Source organism: Nodosilinea nodulosa PCC 7104, from assembly GCF_000309385.1.
In the GTDB taxonomy this organism is placed as follows: Bacteria; Cyanobacteriota; Cyanobacteriia; order Phormidesmidales; family Phormidesmidaceae; genus Nodosilinea; species Nodosilinea nodulosa.
Map to the genome: position 1 here is coordinate 2979398 of NZ_JH976537.1, position 26230 is coordinate 3005627.

General features: G+C 59.3%; 12 protein-coding genes. 5 read left to right on the forward strand and 7 right to left on the reverse strand.

All coding sequences use genetic code 11. The features are described from left to right. The first annotated feature begins 117 nt into the window (after positions 1–117). Entirely contained in the window at positions 118–657 is a 540-nt protein-coding gene (locus LEPTO7104_RS0113865; protein WP_017299185.1) for a DoxX family protein, read from the forward strand. A gap of 120 nt (positions 658–777) precedes the next feature. Here LEPTO7104_RS0113865 and LEPTO7104_RS0113870 read toward each other — a convergent pair whose 3' ends face one another. The 3 genes from LEPTO7104_RS0113870 to LEPTO7104_RS0113880 form a co-directional block, all read right to left on the reverse strand. Then, positions 778–2850 carry a cation:proton antiporter domain-containing protein gene (locus LEPTO7104_RS0113870; protein ID WP_017299186.1) on the reverse strand — a complete coding sequence of 691 codons (2073 nt, stop codon included), beginning with the start codon at positions 2848–2850 and terminating at the stop codon, positions 778–780. A 157-nt stretch (positions 2851–3007) separates the two neighbouring features. Further along, the gene (locus LEPTO7104_RS0113875; RefSeq protein WP_017299187.1) at positions 3008–4135 is read right to left on the reverse strand and encodes a diguanylate cyclase domain-containing protein; all 1128 of its coding nucleotides are present in this window, start codon (positions 4133–4135) and stop codon (positions 3008–3010) included. A gap of 224 nt (positions 4136–4359) precedes the next feature. Beyond that, positions 4360–7335: a chemotaxis protein CheB gene (locus LEPTO7104_RS0113880; RefSeq protein ID WP_017299188.1), complete on the reverse strand. Its 2976-nt coding sequence runs from the start codon at positions 7333–7335 to the stop codon at positions 4360–4362. A gap of 394 nt (positions 7336–7729) precedes the next feature. On the opposite strand from LEPTO7104_RS0113880, the gene LEPTO7104_RS0113885 reads away from it, so the two are divergent. Continuing rightward, a complete protein-coding gene (locus LEPTO7104_RS0113885; RefSeq protein ID WP_196358114.1) occupies positions 7730–10024 on the forward strand; it encodes a GAF domain-containing sensor histidine kinase in 2295 nt (764 codons plus the stop codon). Positions 10025–10087: 63 nt separating this feature from the next. Further along, a complete protein-coding gene (locus LEPTO7104_RS0113890) occupies positions 10088–10723 on the forward strand; it encodes a response regulator (protein ID WP_017299190.1) in 636 nt (211 codons plus the stop codon). 69 nt (positions 10724–10792) lie between these two features. On the opposite strand, the gene purB is transcribed toward LEPTO7104_RS0113890, so the two are convergent. From purB to LEPTO7104_RS0113905, 3 genes are all read right to left on the reverse strand, one after another. Beyond that, on the reverse strand, positions 10793–12088 hold the full coding sequence (gene purB / locus LEPTO7104_RS0113895) for an adenylosuccinate lyase (RefSeq protein WP_017299191.1): 1296 nt from the start codon (positions 12086–12088) through the stop codon (positions 10793–10795). A 146-nt stretch (positions 12089–12234) separates the two neighbouring features. Beyond that, positions 12235–15723: a hypothetical protein gene (locus tag LEPTO7104_RS36980; RefSeq protein WP_020479978.1), complete on the reverse strand. Its 3489-nt coding sequence runs from the start codon at positions 15721–15723 to the stop codon at positions 12235–12237. 129 nt (positions 15724–15852) lie between these two features. Next, a complete protein-coding gene (locus tag LEPTO7104_RS0113905) occupies positions 15853–18636 on the reverse strand; it encodes a UPF0182 family membrane protein (RefSeq protein ID WP_017299192.1) in 2784 nt (927 codons plus the stop codon). Positions 18637–19109: 473 nt separating this feature from the next. On the opposite strand from LEPTO7104_RS0113905, the gene LEPTO7104_RS0113910 reads away from it, so the two are divergent. Continuing rightward, on the forward strand, positions 19110–22472 hold the full coding sequence (locus LEPTO7104_RS0113910; RefSeq protein WP_155523636.1) for a tubulin-like doman-containing protein: 3363 nt from the start codon (positions 19110–19112) through the stop codon (positions 22470–22472). A gap of 139 nt (positions 22473–22611) precedes the next feature. Next, positions 22612–24174, forward strand: a complete 1563-nt coding sequence (locus tag LEPTO7104_RS0113915) for an ABC transporter substrate-binding protein (protein ID WP_017299194.1) — start codon at positions 22612–22614, stop codon at positions 24172–24174. 130 nt (positions 24175–24304) lie between these two features. On the opposite strand, the gene LEPTO7104_RS0113920 is transcribed toward LEPTO7104_RS0113915, so the two are convergent. Continuing rightward, positions 24305–26227, reverse strand: a complete 1923-nt coding sequence (locus LEPTO7104_RS0113920) for a lipase family protein (protein WP_017299195.1) — start codon at positions 26225–26227, stop codon at positions 24305–24307. Positions 26228–26230: the final 3 nt, after the last annotated feature.

Genomic DNA, 26230 nt, shown 5'->3' on the forward strand with positions numbered 1-26230 from the left:
CAGGGCGCATCCCCACCCCGGTTATTTAGCGAAGGGAGAAAAATTAAGAGTCGAGCCTTTATTTTTCTTGAAACTTCGTTACGATAATTAATAACGATGTTAACTTTCTTTGCTCCTATGATTGCTCAGCAACGCATCCTATCCCTGGGCAGCCTTGCGCTTCAGCCCAATCAGTCTGCTAACGCTGCTTTTCAGATTTCCTGGACAATTCTGAGAGTCGTGGCCGGTGTCGTCATGATTCATAACGGTCTCGACAAGCTGGCCAATATCGAAAGCTTTGCCCAGGCCTACGTGGCCTACCTGGGCCTGCCCTTCCCCATCACCCTCAGCTACATGGCGGCCTTCACCGAGCTGATTGGCGCTCCGCTGGTGGCCCTGGGGCTATTGACCCGCCCTGCCGCCCTCGGGCTGCTGTTTACGATGCTGGTGGCCATGTATCACCACGTTAAGGTGGCGGGTCTGAGCATTCCCTACCTGGAGTTGTCTGCCCTCTACGCCGCAACCTTTCTGTTCTTTGTGGTCAACGGTGGGGGATGGTTTTCTGTCGATGCGGTGCTGGCCAACCTGCTCAACCGGCTGCGCACCAGCCAAACCGCTGGCAAGCGCGCCTCTTTGGAAGATGTTTTCCAGCGCGATAAGGCTGGCTCTGCCCTGTAATACCGAATCCTAACCGAATCCTATTTGTTCACACCTGGCCCGTAGGAGCGTTGCACTGCAACGCCCCTACGGGCCTTCTGCTTTGCTCCAAAATTGCCGACTTGAGCCCCAACATTGACCTTACGTGTGGGGTTCTCCAAACAGCACCAGGGAACAGGTGGCCTCATCGATGACCTGGTGGGTGACATCGCTTACCGCTAGGCCCCCTGCCGTGCGCCGCCGCATCGATCGCAGCACGATCATGTCGTGGGTCTGAGCGATTTCGAGAATGACCTCGGCGGGGTTGTCGCTGTCGATGGTGAGTAGGTTCCAGCTAATCTTCGGGCCGTCGGCCATGACTTTGCTGAGGGCCGCCTCCAGGGCCTTGATCTGGTCGTCGGGGGTGTGGCGATCGCGCACGTGCAGCAGCGTTACCGCCGCACCGTGGGAGTCGGCAAACACCTGGGCAAAGCGGACCGTGCGCACCGCCTGGGGCGTCACATTTTTCATGGGTACCAGAATGCCGCGAATTTCGGTCGGTTCGGTCAGCAACCGGGCCACCGCCACCGGGCAGTGGCTGGACCAAAACACCTCGTCTACGAGGGTGCCAAACAGTTTGGCCCGAAACCCCTGGCGACTCCAGCCCAGCAAAATCAGGCTGGCGTTTTGCTCGCGGGCGGTGCGGGTAATGCCCTCCGACACATCGTCATCGATGCGCAGCACCGAATAGGCCTGGGCGTTAAGCTCCCGGCTCAGGGTTTCGGCCCGGTGCAGCAGCTTGCGGCACTGCCCGAGGGCGGTGAGTAGGTGGGGGTCATCCATGTGCACGTGGGCGCGGGCGACGGTCACCGGAATCACGTAGCCGCCCTCGTGGCTGGCCAGCAGGGCGGCCATTTCAATCAGGTAGTGCTGGGTCACCGGGTTGTAGATGGGCACGACCACCGTAAACGGCCCGGTAATGGTAAAGTCGGCCCGGTTTTCGGGGGCATCCCCGTAGTCAAACCACAGCGAGGCCAGCTCGGCGCGGGGAAGTTTGGGTTCCACCAGCTTGCCCGCGTACCGAGCCGTCAGCAGCGGCCCCGCCACCGAGGTAACCAGCATCATCACAATGACGGCGTTGAACACCAGGGGTGAAATAATGCCCTGCTGCATGCCCACCAGGGCCGCCGCCAGGGTGGCCGCCACCTGCGGCAGCGACAGCGACCACATGGTGAAAACCTGTGTCCAGCTGTAGCCATAGAAGGGCTTGATGACCAGGGCCGCCAAAAACTTGCTAGAAATAAGGCTGACCGTCAGCGTTATGGTAAACGCCAGGTTGGTGGTCATCGACTCCATCAGCAGGTTGAGGTCGAGCAGCAGCCCCGTGCACACAAAGAAAAAGGGTATAAACAGCACCCCACCGACAAATTCCACCTTTTCTTTGACGGGGCCGTTGCCCACTACGTCGTTGACCGCCAGGCCTGCCAGAAACGCCCCGACAATTTTGTCAACGTTGATCAGCTGCGACCCCACCGCCGCCACGAACACCGCCGCCAGCACAAACAAAAACTGGTTGCCTTCGCGATCGCCGTTGCGCCGAAAATACTGCTTGCCTACCCAGTCGATGCCCACCAGCACTGTTGTGGCAAAAATGCCCAGCATGAGCAACTGGGCCACCACCGTCTGGGCCGAAAATTCGCCCGCCTGGGCGGCGACGCACATGGCCAGCACCAGCAGCGCCCCAATGTCGGTGAAAATCGTGGCACCCACGGTGGCCGTCACCGAGGGTTCTTTGGTTACCCCCAGGCGCATCACAATCGGGTAGGCCAGCAGGGTGTGGGAGGCCAGCAGCGAACCCACCAGCACCGCCGCAATCCAGTTGAAGCCGAAGACGCGGCTGAGCAGTATGCCCGCAATGAGCGGCACCGCAAAGGTGGTAAAGCCAAAGCCCAGGGAGCGGTTGCGGGTGCGCTTAAAGTCTTTGAGGTCGATCTCCAGACCGGCCACAAACATGAGATAGATTTTGCCCACATCAGAGAGCAGGGTTTCCACATCGCCCGCCGGGTCGAGCAGCCCCAGGGCGCTAGGCCCCAAAATTACCCCCGCCGCCAGCAGACCCACCAGCCCCGGCAGCCGCAGCCGCTCAAAAATAGGCGGAATAATTAGCGTTACCAGCAGCAAAATTGTGAACGCAATGATCGGGCTATTGGGTAGTTCGCTTAAAAGTCCAGCCACAGCATCGCCTCCACAGAACAGGCTTGAGCTATAAGCGTATTCGATTTAACGGGAGATCTCTGCATCTGCAAACTCAGGGGCCGGTTGCCGCCGCCAGCCGGCTACCTTGGGGAGGGACGGTTGGCCTACGCGCTGTTGGTTTTTGGCTGCCGGGAGGTTACTGGAGTTCGCCATCGAGCCGGGTGCGGCGGCGATCGCGGCTCCCGGCCAGCCCCACTGAAGCGTTATAAAACCAGTAGCCGCAGTTCTGGGTTTTGGCCTGGTAGAGGGCGATGTCGGCGTAGCGCAGCAGGGTTTCGGGGTCGTCGCTGTCTTGGGGAAACAGGGCAATGCCAAAGCTGATGCTGATCTGCAAGGTGTGCTCCCTGAGCGTAAAGGCTGGCTCCAGGCTGGCAATGATGCGATCGCAGGTGAGCGCCACCGCCTCCGGCGACTCCACCGAGGGCAAAATCAGGGTAAACTCATCGCCGCCCCAGCGGGCCACGGTATCCTGCGATCGCAAGCAGCTTTGCAGACGTGTCCCCACTTCCCGCAGCACCTCGTCGCCGACCCGATGCCCCAAAACATCGTTGACCATCTTGAAGCGGTCTAGATCTAAAAACACCACGGCCAGCTGGTCTTGCTGGCGTTGGGCCTGGGCCAGGGCCAGCGGCAGGCGATCGTCAAACAGCATCCGATTGGGCAGGCCGGTTAGCGCGTCGTAAAAGGCCTGATGGCGAATCACGGCCTCGGCCTGCTGGCGCTGGGTAATATCGCGCAGTGACCAGAGCATGGCTTCACTCTGCCCCTGGGCATTGCCAACCGCAGCAGTGGTAACAGCCACCGCCAGGGGCGGCAGCTGGCGGCGGTTCAGTTCAATATCGAAGGGCTCAGTGCCCTGGGGCAGGGCTAGCCGAGCTGAAACTTTGGCCCTGTCATCTGGCTCAACTAGCACGACCAACGGCTTGTGGACCAGGTAGGCCGGGTCTACGTCAAACAGAGCCGCCGCCGCCCGGTTGGCGTGGTGAATGTTGCCCCGTCGATCGGTCACCAGGTAGCCGTCGGGGGCCAGCTCAAACAGGGTGTGGTAGCGCTGGCGCTCGACCTCAATCTGCTGTTGAGCATCGATCAGGCTTTGGTTTTGTCGCTGGAGTTCGGTGTCGGCAGCCTGCAATTCTTCTAGGACAAAATACAGCTCTCGCAGTGCCTCATTCAGCAGGTCGGGCTGCACTGGCAGGGCCGTAGCGCGCTGGCGCAGCAGCAAGGCCCGTTGGTACACAGCCTCAATCTGTTGCGAAATGCCCATGGTGGTGACAGCCTCCTGGGCAGAGTTGTAGGGCGTGACTAAACATTACCCTGTAACCATCGCTGGCTGGTCTGGACGAGTTAGCTGGATAACTCACCCCATTGGTATCATTACAGAGTTTTTAGGAACAGCGCTGATTTCTGAGAAGAATTATTGACCGATGTAGAGTTTCTCTCACGCAATGTTGCCGGAGGTATTTTGAGGATTGTTTTGGCCTTCGGTTTCTAGGGGCGATCGCCCTCGGGTTGAATGGTTAACAAAATCATTGGGCTACCGGTTGTCGTAAAGATTTGGCGGGCGTTGAGCTGCATCACTTGAGGGCCGATGTGGTCGAACACATAGCTAACCTGAAAGTTTTCGACCTGGGTATTTTGGGGCAGCAGGTCTTGCAGCAGCGATCGCAGCTGGGGAATATTCCACTGCCCGTTGCCGATCTCAAAGATAGAGCGGCCCTCGGTTTCCTGGGGTGTAACTTGAAAGACGGCGTAAAACTGCCCGTTGGCCCTCACCACCCGCAGGGCGGCATCCAGCACCAGCAGCGAGTCTCGCACCATTTCAACAATCGCTTCGGCGTAGTCGCGGGCCTGGATTAACTCCTCGGTGCTGCGTTTTAGCCCATCGATATCGACCAGCACCAGCACCGCCCCGTCAATGCGATTGTCGAGGGTGCGGTAGGGGCGAATGCGCAGGTCATACCAGTGGCCATCCTGGTCTTGCACCTCCCGGCTGTACTGGATGAGGGTGGTAATGACCGCCAAAATCTGCGCTTCTAAGTCGTCGATGGTGAGGCGATGGTTAATATCGCTGAGGGGGCGGCCAATGTCGGTGGGAATGAGGTTAAACAGCGCCGCCGCTGTGGGGGTAAAACGGCGAATGCTGAGGTCGCCCTCAAGCATGAGAATGGGAATGTTGATGCTGCCCAGCAGATTTTGAAAGTCGTTGCTGATCCGCGTAGTTTCGGCGTTGCGGCGGTACAGCTCGTCGTTGATGGTGCTGAGTTCTTCGTTGGTGGCCTGAATTTCTTCCTTGGCGGTTTGCAGCTCTTCGTTGGTGCTTTGCAGTTCCTCGTTGCTGGAGAGAATTTCTTCGTTGGCGGCCCGCAGATCCTGGTTGGTGGCCTCCTGCTGTTCGATGATCGATTGCAGGTGCGATTTGGTGGTTTCTAGCTCCTGCTGCAAGCGGTGGGCGTTTTGACGCTCTGGGCTGGGGCTTTCCTCTGTGGAGCCTGCGATCGCGCCTTCCTCCGCCTGGCCCTGATCTTCACGGTCAAACAGCACCAGGAAGTAAATTTCCCCCTCGGCGCTGGGCTGAAAGGGCAGCACCTCGATGGTTACCGGGAAAACGCGATCGCCCTCGCGCAGCAAACTGGCCTTGCGGACCGACTGGCCGAACTGTCTGGCCTGGTAGAGGGCGGTGCGCAGGTCCAGCCGCAGCGAGTCTTTGGCCATGGTGAGCAGGTTGAGGCTGGCTCGCCCTGGGGCCGGGCCGAGATAGGCCCCGGTTTGGCCGCGAAACTGCAAAATATCGAGCTGGCTGTTGACCACAACCCCCACCGGACCATAGCGACCCAGCACTACCTGGTCTGCCGCACTGTAGATGTCGAGGGTGGGGCGGGGTTCTTGGTAGCTAGGGATTGCCGAGGGCGTTTCGCGATCGCGGTTGACTTCTACCAGATCTAGGTTTAGCCGCAGGGCCGCCGACTGCTTAGCGTAGATCTTGTACTGGCGATCGAGCAGGGTAAACAGGTCAGAAAATTCCCCCACGGTTTCGGATGAACCCAGCATTAAAAACCCCCTGGGCTTGAGGCCGTAGTGAAACATGGGCAGCACCTTTTTTTGCAGGGCGCTGCTGAAGTAAATCAGCACGTTGCGGCAGCTAATTAAATCGAGCCGCGAAAAGGGCGGGTCGCTGATCAGATTTTGGCGGGCAAACACGCACAGCTCCCGCACCGGCTTGCTGATCTGGTAGCCCCCCTCCACGGGCACAAAAAAGCGCTGTAGCCGGTCGGCGGAAACCTCGGCCACTTTGCTGGGCAGGTAAACGCCCAGACGGGCAATTTCAATGGCCGTTTCGCTAATATCGGTGGCAAAGATTTGAATCGGCGGGCGCTGGGGCTGGTTGGCCAAAAATTCCAGTAGGCTAATGGCAATGGAGTAGGCTTCCTCCCCGGTTGAGCAGCCCGCCGTCCAGACGCGCAGCGACAACTCCGGCGAGCGATCGCGCAGCAGCGCCGGAAACACCTCCCGCTTCAGGCAGTCAAACGCTCCGGCATCGCGAAAGAAGCTGGTAACGCTGATTAAAATTTCCTGGTACAGCGCCTGCACCTCCGCCGGGGTCTCCTGGAGATACTGCTGGTAGCGGTCGATCTGCTCGATGTGGTGCAGCGCCATCCGCCGCAGAATGCGCCGTTTGAGGGTGGTGGGCTTGTACTGGCTAAAATCGACTCGGCTGCGGGCCTTGAGCAGGGCAAAAATGGCCGACAGCGTGTCGGCCTCGCTGACCGCCGCCGGTAGCTCGGCGATGGGGCGGCTGACGTAGGGGTGGCGGCTGAGGCTGGCCAGGGTAGCGGCGATCTGATCGGGGGGCAGCACAAAGTCGACCTGGCCGGTGGCAATGGCCATGTGGGGCATGCTGGTCACCTGGGCCGAGTCCTCCGACTGGGCAAAGGTAATGCCCCCCGCCGCCTTAATGGCCTCTAGCCCCAGGGTGCCGTCTGAATCGCCCCCCGACAGCACGACTCCAATGGCGTTGTGGCCGCGATCGCGGGCCAGCGCCTCAAAAAATCGGTCAATGGTTTTGTTCACCCGCTGGGTAGATTCCCTGGGCTGGAGCCGCAGCCGTCCGTTTTCGATATCCAGCAGCGCGTTGGGCGGAATCACGTAGATGTGGTTGGGGGCCACCGCCAGCCCGTCGGTAATCGCCTGCACCGGCATTGAGGTCGTGCGGGCAATAATATCGCTCAGCAGGCTGCCCTGGCTGGGGTCGAGGTGCTGCACCAGCACGACCGCCATGCCGGTGTCCGGTGGGAGGTGGGTGAGCAGCTGAGTAAAGGCCTCTAGCCCCCCGGCTGATGCCCCAATGCCCACCACCGGAAAGCACCCGTCGTCGTCGGCTCTGTCGTCGGTTCTGGGGTCATCTTCGGCGGCGGCTGGTAGAGAGCGATCTTGCGGCGGCTGGGAGTCCGGCGTTGGGGAAGACATGCAGCAATAACCTGGGGCTAGATCGGCGATCGAGGTCAGCCAAGTTCCTTAATCTACCGCAGTGGTTCCTGGGGTGAAGCGCTTTGACTTGGCGTAATTGTATCGTGGCGACAGGATGAGCTTATGCAGGGATTGAGCGAGTTGCCAGATCGGCCCACGTAGGTAAGCCCGATCGCCTCAAACGCTGGTATCAGAGCTGTCGATTTCAGATTGATTTGGATGGAAGCACAGTCTCTGCTTCTGGGCCGCAGGACGGTCAGGCTGATTCCAAAGTGGTTCTCCAATGCGGGGCTGGTGCATACCGAGGTGACAAAATATAGGCAGTCAGCATGGTGGGCAGCTACCCTCCAGCGATAGCTCAGCTGCTATGCTAGGGGCCAAAACAACCCATGCTGTGGCTTTTACCTCCAACCCGCTATCGCCTGATCCAGCTGATCGGCAGGACGCTGCTATTGCAGACGGTCGCGATCGCATGCTACAGCGGCGTGATCAACTTTTAGAAGCTGCCGCCGCCGCCGCCAATCTTCTACTTACGCTGGAGAACCTTGACGAAGCGATTGATACGGCTCTGAATTTAATCGCGGCAGGCGCAGGCTGCGATCGCATCAACGTTTTAGAAAATGCCGCTGATGCGTCATCAACGGTGCCCGACTACTACACCGTACTCTACGAGTGGACTAGCCCAGGGACGATACGGCAGGCGACCCATTCGGAGACAGCTCGCATCAGCAGTGCAGGGATAGAAGCCTTTATGGAGGAGTACTATCTCCACGGCGATGGATTTGGCGGACTGCTGGAAGACTGGATTGAACCCCTGCGAAGCGCCTATGCCGCCGTTCAAGTCAAGTCGAGTTATTCCGTGCCGATTCGCGTCAATGGGCGGTGGTGGGGCGTATTGTGCTTTAACTACTGCCGCGAAGCCATTTGCATCAGTCCGGCAGAGGTGGCCATTTTGCGAACAATCGCAGACTTTATCGGCAGCGCCATTCAGCGCGATCGGATCACTCGTGAACAGCAAGAATCTGCCCAAAGGCAGGCTTTAGAGCTGGAAAAAGCTAACCATGTGCTCAAGCAAACCGTCGATTTGTTGGTAACTGAATCCGACCTAAATCGCTTTTTAGATCATGTTCTAAAGGCTCTTTCTGAACAATTTGATGCTCCCCTAATCCAGTATTGGGAGCATCCAGAACCTGGCAATATTTCCTATCTAAGACTGGCCTGTAGTAACGGTAAAATTCTCACTGTAGCCGACCTGCCTGATGATTGTTTTGTAAGAGGCATCCAAATTCCGCCGGAACTCATTGGATATGAAAATCTCCACACTCGCAAACGCCATTTTGTCGTAGAAGATGTGCCTGCTGATCCGATTCAGCAGTCGATCTTTTCTCCTCTAAATTTTGACTTAGAGACGTGGTGTACCGAAAATCACATCAGGAAGATGATTAACATTCCTCTGATGCGGGCAGGAAAAACGACAGGGGCACTTTTACTTTATTTTCCCAGTGGTCACTATTTGAGCGAGCAACAGACTGAGCTGATGCATGCGCTGGCACAACTGGTGACGCTGGCTATTCAGCTGACTCAGCTGGCAGAAATTAAGCAAGCAGAAGCGATCGCCCAGGCGCAAGAACAAGTGGCGCAAGAACGGGTTGCAGAATTAGTTAAAGCAAACACAGCCCTCAAGCAGTCTCTCGATACCCTTGCCGCCGATCCCGACCTGGATCGCTTCATTGGGCACCTCCTGAAACTTATTGCGGATCAATTTGACGCCCCGGCAGTGGAGTATTGGGTACATGCCACCCAGGCTGAGCCTGAGACTAATGCCTACGTCCACTTAGCCTGCTGGCAGGGGAAGATTTTTCGCCACCTGCCCGAGCAGCACCCCGACCTCGACCTAATCCCGTTTCTCAGCCTGCTGCTTAGCGTCAGCGACACCACCATTGGTGCCTTAGTCATCTACCTACCCAGCCATAGCACTGTCTCGGGTCAAGTCATCGAGCTTGCCCATGCTCTGGCCCAACAACTGACTCTCGCGATCGAGCTGACCCGCCTGGCCGAAGAGGCGCAGCAGGCGGCTCTGCTGCAGGAGCGGGCCCGTATGGCGCGCGAAATTCACGATACCCTGGCCCAGGCTTTTGGCGGTATTTTAATGCAGCTGCAGGCCGCTACCTACTTTACCCCTACACAGTTAACAGCCGCGCAGAACCACGTGATGACCGCCCAAGCCCTGGCTCGAGATGGCCTGGCCGAAGCTAGGCGATCGGTCTGGACGCTGTATCTAGAAACCGCTGAGTACGAAGATTTGTCTCGGACGATCGCCAAGTTTATTGCCCAAACCGCGTCGGGGCAGCCGGTGCCTATCAGCTTAGACATTGAGGGTATTCCCTATCGCCTTCACCCCGACCTGGGCCTGAATCTGCTCCGCATTGCTCAGGAGTCGGTTACTAATGCTCTGCGCCACGCCCAGGCCCAAACTATCTCCATTGGCCTCAGCTACCAGCCGCACACCCTACAGCTGATCATCCGTGACGATGGCTGTGGCTTTGATTCACAACCGTCTAGCTGGGGATTTGGCCTATTGGGCATGCAGCAGCGAACCGCGCGGCTGCGTGCCACTTGGCAACTTGTCAGCCAGCTGGGGCAGGGCACCACTATTACGGTCACCCTGGCTAATCCAGCTATTCTTTAAGTTCACTCTACGCCAATTACCTCGCCAATTACCTCTGCCTCACACCTAGCCTACAGACCAACCATGTTGACTCAACCCACCGAGACAATCCGCATTTTGGTCGCCGACGATCATCCGATTGTGCGCCAGGGTTTGGTAGCTATTTTGAATGACCAACCGGATATGTCCGTCGTGGCCGAAGCCAACAACGGACAAGAGACAATTGAGCAGTTTCGTCTGCACCAGCCCGATGTTGCCATTCTCGATTTGCAGATGCCCGTCGTTAGCGGCGTAGAGGCGATCACCAAAATTCGTGCAGAATATTCCCAAGCCTGCATCATCATGTTTTCTATCTATGAAACCAATGAAGATATCTACCAGGGCCTGCGGGCCGGGGCGAAGGCGTATCTGCTCAAAGACACCCCCTGCGGCCAGGTTTTAGAGGTGATTCGGGCGGTTAGCACAGGGCAGCGCTACATCCCGGTAGACATCGGCATTAAGCTAGCAAATCGCATGAGCCAGACTGATTTGAGCGATCGCGAGTATGAAGTACTAACTCTGATGGCAAAGGGTAAAAACAACAGGGCGATCGCCGGGGAACTCCTCATTGCCGAAAGCACTGTAAAGTTTCATGTCGCCAATGTGATCAGTAAGCTCCGGGCCAGCGATCGCACCCACGCCGTGGTCAATGCCCTCCAGCAGGGCATCATCAAGCTGTAATCCCAAATCCGCACCACCCCGCCTACTTGCCTATAGTAAAAGCGCGGCGGTAAAGAAACGGTAACCCACCTAAATTCCCAGCCGCTGAAAGACCTGATCTAGGTTTCTCAGGTGGCGATCGGGGTCAAAGCAGGCGGCAATTTCCTCAGCGGAAAGCCGCCCCTGCACCCGCTCGTCGGCCTCAATTAGCCCCCGAAAGTTGCCGTCGTCGGTGTTCCAGGCCTGGTGGGCGCAGCCCTGCACAATGGCGTAGGCCTCCTCGCGGGCCAGCCCCTTGTCCACCAGGGCCAGCAGCACCCCCTGGCTAAACACCACGCCGCCGTAGACGTTCATGTTGCGGGCCATGTTGTCGGGGTAGACCAGCAGGTTTTTGATCAGCTCGGTGGTCTCCACCAGCATGAAGTGGGTGAGAATGCAGCTGTCGGGAAAGGCCACCCGCTCCACCGAGCTGTGGGAAATATCGCGCTCGTGCCACAGGGCCACGTTCTCCAGCGCCGCCATGGCGTTGCCCCGCAGCAGCCGCGCCATCCCCGTCAGCCGCTCAGAGCGAATCGGGTTGCGCTTGTGGGGCATGGCCGAGGAGCCCTTTTGTTTTTTCGAGAAAAATTCTTCCACTTCCAGCACGTCGGTGCGCTGGAGGTTGCGAATTTCGACCGCAAAGCGCTCAATACTCGCTCCCAGCAGGGCCAGGGCATTCATAAACTCGGCGTGGATATCGCGGGAGATCACCTGGGTGGAGGCGGTGTCGGGGCGCAGGCCCAGGTTTTGGCAGGCCAGGGCCTCAATTTTGGGATCAATGTTGGCGTAGGTGCCCACCGCGCCGGAGATCTTGCCGACGGCGATCGCGTCTTGCAGGCGGGTCAACCGCTCCCGGTGGCGCAGCATTTCGGCCAGCCAGCCAGCCAGCTTAAAGCCAAAGGTAATCGGCTCGGCGTGAATGCCGTGCGATCGGCCAATCATCACCGTGTCACGGTGCTCCTGAGCTCGGTAGCGAATCGCCTGAATCAGGCTCTCCACGTGGGTCAGAATCACCTGGAGGCTGTCCACCAATTGCAGCGACAGGGCCGTATCCAGCATGTCGGAACTGGTCATACCTAGGTGAATGTAGCGCCCTACGTCGCCCACGTACTCGTTGACGTTGGTGAGAAAGGCGATCACATCGTGGCGCACCTCAGCTTCAATTTCGAGAATGCGCTGGGGGTCAAACTTAGCTTTGGCCTTGATTTCCTCTACCGCCTCTGGGGGAATGTAGCCTAGCTCAGCCTGGGCTTCACACACCGCGATTTCAACCCGCAGCCAGGTTTTGAATTTGTAGTCGTCGGTCCAGAGGTCGCCCATCTCGGGCAGGGTATAGCGTTCAATCAAGGCTTTGGTCTGAATACAACCGTCCCATTCTACCCGTCTGCCCCAGCCTGTGGAAAACGCGCCCGACGATCTGGCCAGAAAACTGGCTGGACCGTCGGATTCTGAAAAGGTTGGCTAGAGGCTGGGCGCGATCGCCCCAAAGCTCCCTACTTAAGCCGCTGCACGTTTTGCTGGGCGTAGGTCAAATTGGGCTGGTAGTCCACCACCTTCTGCTGGGCCACAGCGTAGTTGGGGTCTGACTTGGGCACCCGCTTCATCAGCTCAATGGAATTGGACCAGGAATCGGCAACGGCCTGCCACTGGTCCGCTGTGCTGGCGGTCTGGGCCTGGTTAGCCGCGGTCTGGGCCGCATTGACCGCCTGCCTGAACAGGTCTTCCTGGGGCACGTCAGCGGGGGGCGTGGTGGGCGCAGGTACCGCAGGCTCAGTCACCACGGTGTCATTCCCAGGGGCGGGCTGTCGCAGCCGACCCAGCACGCTGTTGAGCAGCAGGCCTACCAGCGCCAGGACCAGCGCCCCAAGACCCAGCCCCACAATTAGCCGCAGCGGCAGGCCCGAGCGGCCCCTGCCCTCGTTTTCAAACTGGCCAGGGGCCAGGGCCACGTGGGTAGAGGGATCGGAGCCAAATTCTTGAATAAAGTCGTCGGTGGCGTCAGGCTCATCCTCCAGCAGGACAGCACCGTTGCGGTCTTGAATGAAGCCGTTGCTGTCATCGTGGCTGTCGCTGAAGATGTCGTTGGCGTCAAAGCCCTCATCCCCAAAGCCCTCATCCCCAAGGCCTTCATCCCCAAAGCTCTCATTGCCAAAGCCTTCGCCAAATCCCTCGTCCTCGAAGCTGGCATCGGCGCCAAATATCGGGATCTCAGGCTCGGCCTCATCGCCGAAGCCCGATACCTCAAACCCAGGGCTGCCGGTTTCATTAATGTCAAACTCGACCGATTCAAACGCCAAATCTGCTTCGGCGTCATCGGTGTAGTCAAGCGGGGCAGGGGTTACATAGGTCTCTGCAAAGTAGGTTTCGGGCTGCTCTTCAATCAGCGCGTTGTCATAGTCGTTGGACTCGCTGAAGCCGCCCTCGGGGGCTAGATCGGGCCTGAAGTTGCCCTCCACGGTCTGATCGAGTTCCATCGTCGAGAAGGGCAGATCGGCCTCAGCCCCCAGGTCAAAGGCCTCTGGCTCCCTCTGCGGCGTCTCAAAGTCGGGGGCATCGGCGGTGTAGTCCGTCTCCTCTGCGATTGCCCCCATCTCAAAGGGATTCGGCGTTGGATCGATGCCCTCGCTCTCGGGATCAAAGACCAGTCCGGGATCAAACTCGGTGCCTGCATCAGCTTCAAAGTCGCTGGGGGTGCCTAGGTCTAAACCGGGGCTAAAATCGTCAGGGACCGCATCCCAGGGCGGTGCGGCTGAGGCTGTAAGGTCAGGGTCGGCAGGCTGATCCCAGTCGGCGCTAAAGCCTGGGTCAAAGGCTTCGGCGGGAGCGGCTTCATCGGTGCCAAAGTTATCGGTGCCAAAGTTATCAGTGGCCAAGTTATCAGTGCCCAGGTCACCCATGCTTAGATCGCCGTAGTCGCCTAGGTCGGTGTCTGTTTCAGCACCCATGGCTAGGTCGGGGGAAAACTCGTCGAAATTGTCGGTGAATGGGGTGGTTGAAGCCTCGCCAGGGCCATCTGTAGCCAGATCAACGTCGCCGCTGCCCAAGGCATCAATGCCCAAGTCATCGGTGCCCAGGTCGCCATAGTTATCGAGGTCGGCTTCTGCTTCGTCGCCCAGGGAGAGGTCAGTTGAGGCGTCGGCCCAGTCTTCGATGAGGTCATTGGCGGCCAAATCGAGGGTGGCAGCGCTGCTCAGGTCTTCAAACACAAGCTCCTCGGCGGTGGGAGCTGCGAGCAGATCGTCGGTACTGTCAGTGGCCTCCAGGGCCAGGTCCTCAGATTCAAAATCGAGGAATGCAGCGTCTTCAAAGGCGATCGCCCCTGCGCTCCCAGCTTCTGCTTCGGGCGTTTCCGGCTCTGTATCTGCCCTCACATCACTATCGAAGTCAGCGTCTAGGTCGGCCCACTCATCGGGGCTAGTTAGCTCCGGGGTCAGAATATCGTCCAGGGCGGCCAGGTCGTCAATGGCAGACCCGTCGGCCCCTGCAGCGGGGGCGGTATTACTGGTATCGCTATCGCCCCACAGATCGTCCAAATCCATCGTTTCATCGGGCGCGTGCGGGCTGGCTGGAGGCGTATTGAGGTCAAAGTCCAGGTCGTCGGATTCGAGATAGTCGGCGATCGCGGCCGATCCATCCTCTGCCTCCGCTAGGCTCAAATCTGCTTCAGGCTCAAACTCTGCCCCAAAGTCCAGATCCAGGTTGTCCGCAGACCCCAGGGCCACTTCATCTCCAGCGGCGTCAAACCCTAGATCGAAATCTGCGGCGTCTAAATCCAGGGCATCGGGGACGCTGCCCTCAGCGGCAGGGTCAGCCAAATCAAAATCTAATTCGCCTAATTCGCTAGTGGCGGGGTCGGCGGCGGATGCTGCGGCGAGAGATGCTTCGGTGAGACCAAAATCTAGCGCCCCCATCGAACTGTCGGTAGTGGGTTCTTCTACCCAGCCCAGGTCAAGATCGCTGTCAGCCTCCCCAGAGCCATCGACAGCGCCCAGCTCAAAGTCGAGATCGCTGGTGTCGCCCACCTCCCCCGAGTCGTTGTCCAGACCCAGGTCGAAGTCGAGATCGGTGCCGGTTTCGCCCGATGCTTCGGCGAAGTCCAGATCAAAGTCCAAAGCTGTTGGATCAGTCGACTCAGCTGGCCCAGCGGCCAGATCGAGGTCAAAATCGAGATCTCCGTCGAGATCCCCATCCAGATTTGCAGAGTCGGTGGCCTCGGCTAGACCCAAATCAAAATCGAGATCTGTGGGGTTTCCAGGGGGCTCCCCCGCCAGCGCTAGGTCTAGATCGAGATCTTTGCTGTCGAGGGTATCGTCAAAGCCGCTACCGAGATCCAGGCCATCCGGGCTGCTTTCACCCAGGTCAAGGTCAAAGCTGTCGGTGGCCTCAGGCCCAGAGGTTGGCTCGGCCAGGTCGAGGCCAAAGTCACCGTCATCAAAGTTTAGATCGAAGTCCGCTGCCCCGGAGCTGACTTCGCTGTCGCTATCGGTCAGGCCCAAATCATCGAGGCCCATATCGGCTCCGCTAAATTCGTTGCCCAGGGCGGCATCCAGGTCGCCGAGGTCGTCTATCTCCAGGGCAGAGCTGTCCGCATCAAACCCCAACGCTGCTCCCAGGTCTGTGTCGTCGCTGGCCGCAAAGTCGTCGGGGGCAGCGTCAAAATCCAGCTCAAAGGCGCTGGGATCGGTCTGTAGCGCCAGATTTTCGCTCCAGGCGCTAGTGCTGGCCCCAGTCTGTTTACCGCTCACGATCAGGTGATGCACAGCCGCTAGCTCCAGCCCCGTGATGCCTTTTTTGACGTAGGCGACCAAATCGGCCTGATTGGGAATTTGAGCACTCTCCAGGTTGACCTGGAGGGTGTTTTCCTGCTGCACGACGTGGGCGGTGATACCCTGGGCCTCGAGATGGCGATTCATCAGGGCCGCGATCGCGTCTGGGTTGCCCTGGCGGGCCAGTTGCAGAACATTGGGGGGCGTAGTAGACATAGAGGGCTATTGAATTCGATGAATTCAGCGCACGGGCCGGAGAATTCCCTATAGTATGCCCGTGGTGGCTAATATTGGCACAATCAACCTTTTGCGGTACGTAAACCTAACGTAATGTCACCCCAAATGTTACGGAGTTTGTTGGTTTAGCTGTCTCAAAATGCTTTCTAGCTGCTGTTGGGCCTCGCCGTAGCGCTGCCAATCTCCCTGCTGGAGGGCCTGCTGCCCCGCCTGGTAGGATTCAAGGGCCGCCTGCACTAGCTCGGAGGTCGTGCTGGCGGGGGGGGATACTGACCCCGGCGATGGGGTGGTGGGTGCCGGTGTGCTCGCTTCTCCAAAGATAGCATCCAGGCTTTCATCCAGGGTTTCGCGCATGACGACGCGATCGCTGTAGGCGACAATCACCCGCCGCAGCTCGGGCAGCTCGCCCTGGTCGGCCCGCAGGTAAATGGGCTGCACGTACAGCAGCGACTGCTCCACCGGAATCACCAGCAGGGTGCCGCGAATGACCCCGGACCCCTGCTGACTCCAGAGGGTAATTTGCTCTGAGATTTCCGGGGTCTGGCTGATGCGGGCCTCGATCTGGGTGGGGCCAAACACCAGCTCCTGCTTAGGAAATTCGTAGAGCAGCAGGCGACCGTAGTTGTCGCCGTCGGATCCGCCCGCCATCCAGGCGATCATGTTGTCGCGGTTGGCGGGGGTAAAGGGCAAAATTTGCAGAAACTCCTCCTGGGCCAGCTTGGGCAGCTTCATGATCACGTAGTACGGCTCCATGGGCTGCACCGCGCCGTCGTCTACGACGTGCTCGGGGAAGCGCCACAGGTCTTCGCGGTTGTAGAACACCTCCGGATTTTCCATGTGGTAGGCCCGGTACATCTGGGCCTGCACATTAAAAATATCGTGGGGATAGCGCAGGTGCTGGCGGTAGCTGTCGGGCAGATCGGCTATGGGCTTAAACAGGTCAGGAAAAATGCGGCTGTAGGTAGACAGCAGGGGATCGGTGCTGTCGCGGGCGTAGAGCTCCAGGGTGCCGTCGTAGGCATCGACAAAGACTTTGACGGCATCGCGAATGTAGTTGACGCCGTTGCGCATCAGCGGATTGGCGCTGTCCACCAGCGAAATCAGGTCGCTGCGGCGGTTGAGCGGCTCGGAGTAGGGGTAGCGATCGCTGCTCGTATACCCATCCAAAATCCACTTAATGCGCCCGTCAATGACCGCTGGGTAGGGGTCGCTGTCGAAGGTGAGAAAGGGTGCTACCTGGCGCACCCGATCGGTAATCAGCCGGTGGTAGTGAATGCGGGTCTCGGGGCTGAAATAGTTTGAAATCAGAATGCGGAAGTTGCCCAGGTCGTAGGCGTAGACCAGTCGACGCAGCCACGAGGTGAGCGGTACTCCCCCCGCCCCGGTGTAGCGGTAGGCGGCGTTGGTGTCGCCCTGGGGGTAGTCAAACTCGTCGGTATTGGCCCCGGTAAAGATGTAGTTGCGGGTGCTTTCGCCGTAGTAAATGCGGGGCTGGTCGAGGGGCAAGTCAACGGTGCTGCTGGGGGGCACATTGCGAATGAAAAACTCCGGCAGGCCGTTGGGGGTGACCTGGTTGACGGGGCTCATCACCACGCCGAAGCCGTGGGTAAATTTGAGCTGGCGGTTGATCCAGTTTTGGGCCTCGGGGGGCAGCTGCTCCACCGGCAGCTCCCGGGCCGAGAGGCTGACCTGGCGGTAGTCGCCGTTGAGGGTGTAGCGATCGATATCGACATCCTCAAAGTTGTAGTAGAGGCGAATTTCCTGCAGTTGCTTGTAGGTGCTCAGCAGGGGGGCGTAGTCCCACAGGCGAATATTGCCCACGGTGGGGCCGTTGGTCTCAATCAGGTTGCGGGTCAGGCTGTTTTCGGCAGGGAAAGGCTCTGAGGTAACGCTGGTGAGGTTGTAGGCCTGGCGGGTAAAGGCAATGTTGTGCTCAATGTAGGGGCGCTCGATGGTCAGCTCGTTGGGCTCGACCACAAAGTTTTGCTGCAACCAGGGGTAGAGGCCGTTGACCAAAATCAGCACGCCCAGGTAGATGACGATGCCAAAAATCGGCAGCGAAAAGCCGCTGCGGGCCAGGGCAATCATAAACAGCGCCGCCACCGCCAGGGTGACAAACCCCATCAGCCAGTAGGCCTGGAGCCGGGCGTGAACGTCGGTGTAGCCCGCCCCAAAAATGACGCCGCGATCGGAGTACAGCAGCGAGTAGCGATCGAGCCAGAAGCCCGCCGCCAGCACCACTGCGATCGCCGCCAGCAGCAGGCACAGGTGGGCCTTGGCCTCGCCGGTCAAAAAGTACTTCCAGCCCCGCTCCGGGCGTACCTCCCCCTTGAGGGCGTAGACCGTGGCGGCAATCAGCAGTGCCCACACCAGCAGCCCCAGCAGGTTGGCCTGTAGCCCCTCCCACAGGGGCAGCTTAAACATGTAAAAGCCGATGTCGCGCTGAAAGATCGGGTCGGTGACGTCAAAGGCGGTGGGGTTGAGAAATTGCAGCACCGTTTGCCAGGCCGACGCGGCCCGCAGGGCCACCCCCAGGGCCAGCACAAAAATTAGCCCCACCATACCCAGGTGCAGCAGCCGTTCTAGCTGGGCACGCTGGGCTGGGTCGCTGTGGCGAGCCGAAAATCGGTAGGCGCGATCGCGGGTCAGCCGCTGCGCCATGTGGTAACTCGCCCACAGCCCCCCGCCGTAGAGGAGAAACCCACCCGCCCCCAGGGCCAGCTGCCACTTAACGCGGAGCCAAAACACCGACCCGTAGCCCACCGACTCAAACCACCACGACTCGGTCAGTAGGTGCACCAGACCGCCCGAGAACACCAGCAGCAGCGTCACGGCTACCAGCCAGGGCAGCAGGCGACGAACTCGGAGAGACTTGGTGGAAGAATAGGTCACAGGTAGGGTCGGTAGGGGCAGATATATGTTTGGGGCAAGACTCTGGGGCAAAACTCTGGGGCAAAGCGCCTGAACGTCATACTTGAGCTGCCGTTGCTTCTAAAGTTTAACGACCTCATCTCGCAGACAAGTCGCCAACCTGCCTGGACTTAACCTTTTTTAGGACGGCGATCGCGCTGTTCTCTGCCCCCAGTTGTGGTCAATGTTGCGGTCAAATCTGTGGTGGGTCGCTGCCGCCTGCATGGGTGGGTTGCAGCATGAGGGCAATTCTGACCGCGAAAATACCTGAGGATTTTGCTTCCTCCCAAGGGTGCAGGTTCTGCGCCCTACCCTGGGGCGCGTTCTTGTCCAAAAACCCCTTAGGTTAACCCAGCCAATTGTCAACTTTTGATAAGCCCTTGCGGAATGGCCGCAGTCCTACGGAAGTTACTGGGGAAACCTAACGGCAATAGCCCTGCTTCGGTGCCCCACCCATGAGTGAATATACTGGTATGACCCCCACCGTAATCATCGGCCTGGGGGGAACCGGCAAAGAAATTCTGATCAAAATTCGCCGCATGATTGTGGAGCAGTACGGCTCCCTCGATGCGCTGCCGATTGTCTCGTTTTTGCACATCGACACCGAGCAAAACGCCCGTGTCTCCGAAGCTCAGACCGTGCTAAAGCAGGATATTTCCCTGCGGCCCATCGAGCAGGTGTGGGCCAAGGTCGAAGATGCCAAGGCGATTCTCAACAAGCTCTCGGCTTACCAGTACCTAGACGAGTGGTTTCCGAGCGAGCTGAAGGGCACCGACTCGATCTTGTCTGGGGCGGGGCAGATCCGCGCCCTGGGCCGGTTTGCCTTCAGCCTCAACTACCCGCTGATTAAGGACTACTTCACCAAGGCCAGGGGGCGCATCGTCGGCCACGAAAAGTTCATGCTCGATCGCTGGAAGGTGCAGCTCGACAAGGGCATCAACATTTTTGTGGTGTGCTCGCTCTCCGGCGGCACCGGCTCGGGCATGGTGATGGATCTGGCCTACAACCTGCGCGACTGGGTGCCGGTGTCAGAACTGCCCCAGACCAGCGCTTTTTTGGTGCTGCCGGGGGCGTTTTCAGGCCTGGGCGATCGCGTCATTGCCAACGCCTACGCCGCCCTGATGGAGCTGAACCACTACAGCCGCAGCGACACCCGCTTTGACGTGCAGTACAGCGACAGCCAGAGCGATCGCATCACCACCCAGAGCGGCCTCGATACCCCCTTCAACTTCACCTACCTGGTGGGTAACAGCAACGACAAAGTCACCTTCCCCACCCTGGGCGACGTGCTGGAGATGGTCTCTCAGAACGTCTTCCTCGACTTTACCTCCGGCTTTAGCCAGTACAAAAAGCTGGTGCGCGACAACGTGCGCAAGCACTGGGCCAGCCCCGACGCCCTGGGCTATCCGCAGAACTTCATGAGCTTTGGCCTCTCCAGCATTCAGTTTCCGGTGGAGCGAGTGCTGAACGCCTGCTCGGCCCGCCTGGCCGCCAAGCTGGTGGACTGGTGGAGCAACCCCACCCCCGCCCCAGCGGCGATGTCCGACCTAATACGCACCGAAATTCTCCCCGGTCTATTCCTGGCCGAATCCGAGCACGACCACCAGATCATCGACAGCATCAGCATGGGCGACAACAAAAAGCCCTACGCCAAAGAAGTTGCCGACTGGGTAGCCGGGGTGCGCAAGCGCCGCAACGACCTGAATATTCCCTTTGAAAATCTCCAGCGGTTTATCTCCAACGAGCAGGAAAAATATTCTCCCCACTTCAACGACACCGGCACCGACCCCAAGCGCTGGAGCGACTACTTCCAAAAAATGTGGGACAACCTGAGCTGGCTGATTCCTGAAAAGCGCAAGGAGCTGCGGGCCACGGTTTACCAGATGGTAGAAGACCGCTTCCGGGGACCGAAGTTTACCCGGCAGTTTCTAGAAGTGCTGATCGAGGTCTTTGCCGACTTTCGCAGCAAATTTGACCAGGACCGGCAGAAATACTGGCTGCCAAGGGAGCGATCGGCCCAGAACGCCCTGCAAACCCTGCTGAAGCAGATCGACGATCATGCCAAGCAGATGATGATGCTCAACCGCAAGAAAGTCATCGAAGACGACTTTCAGGGCATCATGCAGGCGCTAGAGCAGGTCTACGTCTCCAAGGTGGAGGTCAAGGCCCGCACCCTGGGGGTGATGCTGCTGGACGGCCTGCGGGAAGAAATTGACCAGCTCCTGGTCGATCTGACCGCCTTTGAGACCGTGCTGGCCAACGTTCAAACCGAGCTGAAAGACAAAGAGCGCGTCTACACCCGCGAAACCGGCGGCCTGACGGTAAACGGCATTTTGCTCTACGACGAAAAAGAAATTGACGCCGCCTACACCAAAACCGTCGCCGACCAGGAAGAAACGCTCTGCCAGACCCTCTCCCAGCAGGTGCTGGAAGAGCTGCGCCTGCGCCTGTTTGATCTCTATCCCTTCGACGCGCTGAAGACGAGAGACCTCTACGATCGCCTGCTGGGTCAGGCTATGGATGTGTTTCGTCGGCGCAGCCAGCTCGACATTTCCACCGCCCGCAAATTCCTCGAACAGTACCCCACCGTCGAAATGCAGGAGGCCCAGATCAAAACCACCTTTGAGAAGTCGGAGGCCTTTTTGCGCCTCAGCCAGGAGCAAAAGAAACTGGGCTGGGACGACAAGCTGGAGAAGTACCAGAAGCTGGTGGGCATTCAGGGCGGCAGCAAGCCCACCGACCCCGCTGTAGCCAGCCTGCTGCCGATGATTCGCAAAACCAGCACCGTCACCGACAAAGAGATTCGCCCCCTCAACGACCCCTACCACATCTACTTTGTGCAGGAAACCGGGGCCTTTCCGCTGCGAATGATTGAGGGCATGGAGCGGATGCGATCGCTCTATCGCGCCGTTTCCCAGGCCGACCACAACCCCCTGCACACCCACCAGGACTACCGCCAGTTTGGCGACGTCATGCCCGAAACCAGCAACGAGCGCCAGGCCCGCTACAACCTGATGCTGGCCAACGCTCTGGGCCTGGTGCGCCAGGAAGACAACCGCGTCACCGGCTTTGCCGAGGTCAAATTCACCTACCGCAACAAGCTCACCGGCTTTGATCAAACCGAGGTAATGGGCACCACCTGGCAGGAGGCCGAAGATTTCTTGCTCACCGACCAGAACCGTCGGCTGGCAGAAACCCTGGACAGCGCGATCCGATCTATCGGCGAGCAGGCCGCCACCAAACCCCAAAAGCAGGCCCTCTACGACCAGGTGATGACCTACCTGACCCAACAGGAGCAAACTCTCCCCGGCGGCTCCGACAGTGCCGAGTACCAGCGCATCCAGGCGGCGATCTCCAACTTCGTCACCACCCACCGCCTCTTCATCCCCTCCGACACGCCCACTCCCTCACCCGCCACCCCATCACCCGCCACCCATCCACCCATCCACCCATCCACCCCCCCGCCCCCCGCCCTTGACTCCGAGAACCTGGGCAAATACGCCAAGCTGGTCGAGACCTGCTATCGCCGGGGTACACCCTCCCCCACAGAGCTGGAGCTACTGGAAAAATTCCGGGTCAAGTATGGGGTTTCGGTAGAGCAGGCCAATGCGATCGCGGCCCAGTTTTTGCCCCAAAACACGGTGGAGAATGCCGCCAGCGAGTTTGCCCTGATGTTCCGCGCCTTCCTCGATAACGACGGCGAAATTGATCTCGAAGAGCAGACCCAGCTCATCGATCTCCAGGAAGAGCTGGGCCTCACAAACGAACAAGTCGCCACCATTGAGGAGAACGTGCGAGCTGAAATGAACCGGCCTTAGGAATTTTGGATTGGCGATTTTGGATTGTCCCTTTCCTCCAAGGAACGGTGAGCAGGTGAGATCGCCTCAGCTATTCAATCCAAAATCCAAAATCCAAAATTCCCCCACCTCTCCACCCCATCAACTCTAAAAAATCACCATGACCGACAGCTTCAATCACGTCACCTGCCCCAAATGCGGCTACGAAGAAAACTCCACCACCGCCCAGAAGTGTGAGATCTGTGGCCAGCCCCTAAAAAAGAGCAAATCCATGGCTCCGATCATTGCGGGGGTTGGGGCTGCCCTCTTTTTGGGGGCGCTGGGCTTCACGGGCTACAACGCCTTTTTCCGTAAGGATGCACCCCAGCCCAACCCTCAGGTCACCAATCCTACCAATCCTCCGGTGGATGCCAATGCGGGAGGAAACACAACGGCTGCGACCCCGACGACGACCCCAGGGCAACCGGGCAATGTCGCCAACGCCCTGAGCTGGGGAGAGAGAGTCCTCTTTACCGACACCTCCAACCCCGACATGCAGGCCGGGGCCGCCGCCTACGCCACGGGTGACTATGCCACTGCCGCCGCCAGGTTTGAGGCGGCCCGCCAGGCTGTTCGCAACGACCCGGAAGCACTGATTTATGCCAATAATGCCAAGCTGGGGGCAACTCCGGCCCTGGGTATTGCCGCCGTGGTGCCCATTGGCGACACCCCCAACACCGCCCGCGAGCTGCTGCGCGGCGTGGCTCAGGCCCAGGATGAGGCGATCAAGGCCGGGACGCCCATCAAGGTGCTGATTGCCGACGATCGCAACGATGCCGGTCAGGCCACCGCGATCGCCAACGCCCTGGTGCAAGATCCCAACGTTATCGGCGTGATTGGCCACGGCACCAGCACCACCACCCTGGCCGCCGCCCCCATCTACCAGCAGGGCCAGCTGCCGATGATTGCCCCCACCAGCACCACCACAGAGCTGACGACGATTCCCCGCCAGGGGAGTAATTTTGTCTTTCGGGTCATCCCCAGCGACCAGTTTACCGGCACCACCCTGGCCCGCTACATGCTGTCTGAGGGCAAAGCCAAGCCGATTGTGTTCTACAACTCCCAGAGTTCCTACAGCAAGTCGTTGCAGGATGCCTTTACCACCACTCTGGGGCTAGAGGGGGGCCAGGTGGTGAAGCTGGTTGACCTGTCCCAGGGCAACCCCACCGCCGAGCTGCAGGGCAGCGGTGCCGATGCCATTGTGCTGCTGCCCGACTCGGCCACCTTTGATGCGGCGATCGCCGTCGCCCAGCTCAACAATGGCCAGCTGCCGGTGCTGGCCGGAGATGCCTTTTACCGCATTGAGGCCCTGCAAAAGGGCGGGGCCAGCCTCACGGGTACCGTGGTGACGGTGCCCTGGCACCCGCTTAAATCGACGCCGCCCTTCGCCCAAACCTCGTCCAGCCTCTGGGGTGGCGATGTCAACTGGCGCACGGCCCTCAGCTACGATGCCTTCCAGGCGTTTCGCTCAGCCCAAGCGGTGGGCAAAGTTGCCCCCGCCAGCGGGCCGCAGGGGCGAGTAGCCCTGGGTCAATCCCTGGCTGGGCAGGGGTTCTCTGCTACGGGCTCAACGGGAGCGATTAGCTTTTTGCCGTCGGGCGATCGCAATACCACCGTCTTGCTGGTCAAAGTGCAGCCGGGCAGCCGATCGGGGACTGGCTTTGACTTTGTGCCTCTGCCGTAGGGTGTGGGGAGGAGTGCGTGGGGGCGTGGGAGCGTGGGAGCGTGGGGACAGGGGGCGTGGGGGCAAAATTAGGCTTCCGATGTGGCTTGCCCTATAATCCGCCTCATCACCCCATCACCCCATCACCCCGTCACCCCTCCGGGGTGCTCCGCCGTGCCCGCATGCGCTCTTTCATGCCTTCCACAAAGTCGCCGCTGATCATGCCCTGCTCGATCTCTAGCTTGGCTTCTTCCTCTTCGCGATCGAGGGCCTTTTGCAGGTTGGCCACGTAAAACTCCATCTTGTGATCATCCACGGCGTCGGGGGTGCCGGAGGTGAGAATGGCGCGGATCATGCCAAACAGTCGGTCGGGGAAGCGCTGGAACATAAAGGACTGGCGGCGCAGGCTGCCAGCGTCGTTGAAGTAGCGAAACTGACCCATGTGGCCGTACACCCGCGTTGGCACCCAGGGAATAATCTGGGGCGGTATCATTGGCACGATGTCGTTGTTGTTGACGTAGCGAATGATGCGATCGCCCATCCTGCCATTCATGTAGTTGACCAGTTTCCAGTCGGCCACGCGGGGCTGGCCAAAGGTGTAGAGCCCGGCGACCTCAAATCCCTGGGCTTCTAGCGCGATCGTGGCCACTGCCGCCAGCGCGCCCCCCAGGCTGTGGCCCGTCACCCAGAGTTTGGTATCGGGGGTGACCCATTTTTTCAGGTAGTAGACCACCTGCTTTTCCACGCTCTGCCAGGCGTCTAAAAACCCCCGGTGCACCCGCCCCGTGGGGGGCACCGCTTCCTGGTCGGCCAGCACCGTAAACTGCTTGAGGCGAATCTTCAGGTTGGTCTTCCAGTCGTTTAGCTGTTGAGTGCCTTTAAACACCAGAATCAGGTTGTTGTCCTTGCGGAACATAAACGCCTGGGTGTCGGTAATCAGCATGTTGAGGTACTTGAAGTTGCTGCGAATGTCGCGCTCGCTGGCCTCTTCACCCTCCCGCAGCCAGTCTTTGATGACATCCACTACGTACTGGCGATTTGACATCCGCTTCCACTTATTGTCGATGTCCTCGCTGAGCCACAGGCGCGAAATGTCGGTCACATACTCCCGGTCTTCGTAGACCAGGTGGGCGGCCTTGGCCAGGCACAGCGCCCGGTAGGTGTCGTACTTACCGTCCTCCGCTGTTTCAATGCCGCTGAAGTCGTGGGTGGAGTAGGGTGGCGACAAAATTTTGAAGCCAAACCGCTCAAACAAGTCTTGCACTCGGCCGTAGCCCGCCCAGGTGATGTAGTGCGACAGCTTGTCGTAGAAGCCAGACCCCCCCTTGCGGCGGTAGCGGCGATCGCCAATCAGCCTGATCCAGTAGATGATGAAGGGCTTGATCTCTTCGGCCATCACCAGCCCCGACTCGATCATGATCTCGAAGTACTCCAGCCCGCCCAAAAACGAGTCAAACCAGTCGCGCAGGGTGACTTCAATCACAAACTCTTCGTTGTCGTACTGCTGCACCAGCTCCATGGTTTTTAGGGGAATGGTGCTGTTTTGGCTGGCCAGGCGCTTAATTTCGTCGAGCCCGTTGCGCATTTTGACCATCTGATCGTGCGATCGCAGCGCCCGCCTGAGCCGATAGTCGTTGGCCTCAAAGCTAATCAAGTGGCCATCTTCCGGATGGTTGATGTAAAACGTACGGTACTCCTCATAGTCGAGAATATCCAGCACGTTTTTAACCGCCGCGCGCTCGCGAAAGGCTTTGACCTCCTGGCGGGCCAGCTCGACTCGCTGCCAGCGCCGCTGCTGCTGGTAGATGTGCAGCCAGGTCAACGCGATAAACGCGCCGCCCGCCAAGCTCAGGCTGGCCAGCAGCAGCGCTGGAGAAACTCCCCTCACAACCCTTAGAGGAGCCCTCAGCAGCCGCCTGGGCATGCCCTGGCCTATAAACCCCGCCGAGTTGGCGGCGGCAGATAGCTGAAGTACCGGGTTCGGCACTAACTCCGCCGCAGGTGCCGAAGCGACTACACCCGCAGTCAGCCCCAGCGAGACCCCAAAAACCCAAAAAAAACGACGAATGGCCATAGT

Excerpts from the sequence above, each read along its gene's own strand:
- LEPTO7104_RS0113865 (WP_017299185.1), top strand. The coding sequence starts at position 118 with ATGATTGCTCAGCAACGCATCCTATCCCTGGGCAGCCTTGCGCTTCAG.
- LEPTO7104_RS0113875 (WP_017299187.1), bottom strand. The coding sequence starts at position 4,135 with ATGGGCATTTCGCAACAGATTGAGGCTGTGTACCAACGGGCCTTGCTG.
- LEPTO7104_RS0113880 (WP_017299188.1), bottom strand. The coding sequence starts at position 7,335 with ATGTCTTCCCCAACGCCGGACTCCCAGCCGCCGCAAGATCGCTCTCTA.
- LEPTO7104_RS0113890 (WP_017299190.1), top strand. The coding sequence starts at position 10,088 with ATGTTGACTCAACCCACCGAGACAATCCGCATTTTGGTCGCCGACGAT.
- LEPTO7104_RS36980 (WP_020479978.1), bottom strand. The coding sequence starts at position 15,723 with ATGTCTACTACGCCCCCCAATGTTCTGCAACTGGCCCGCCAGGGCAAC.
- LEPTO7104_RS0113910 (WP_155523636.1), top strand. The coding sequence starts at position 19,110 with ATGAGTGAATATACTGGTATGACCCCCACCGTAATCATCGGCCTGGGG.
- LEPTO7104_RS0113915 (WP_017299194.1), top strand. The coding sequence starts at position 22,612 with ATGACCGACAGCTTCAATCACGTCACCTGCCCCAAATGCGGCTACGAA.
- LEPTO7104_RS0113920 (WP_017299195.1), bottom strand. The coding sequence starts at position 26,227 with ATGGCCATTCGTCGTTTTTTTTGGGTTTTTGGGGTCTCGCTGGGGCTG.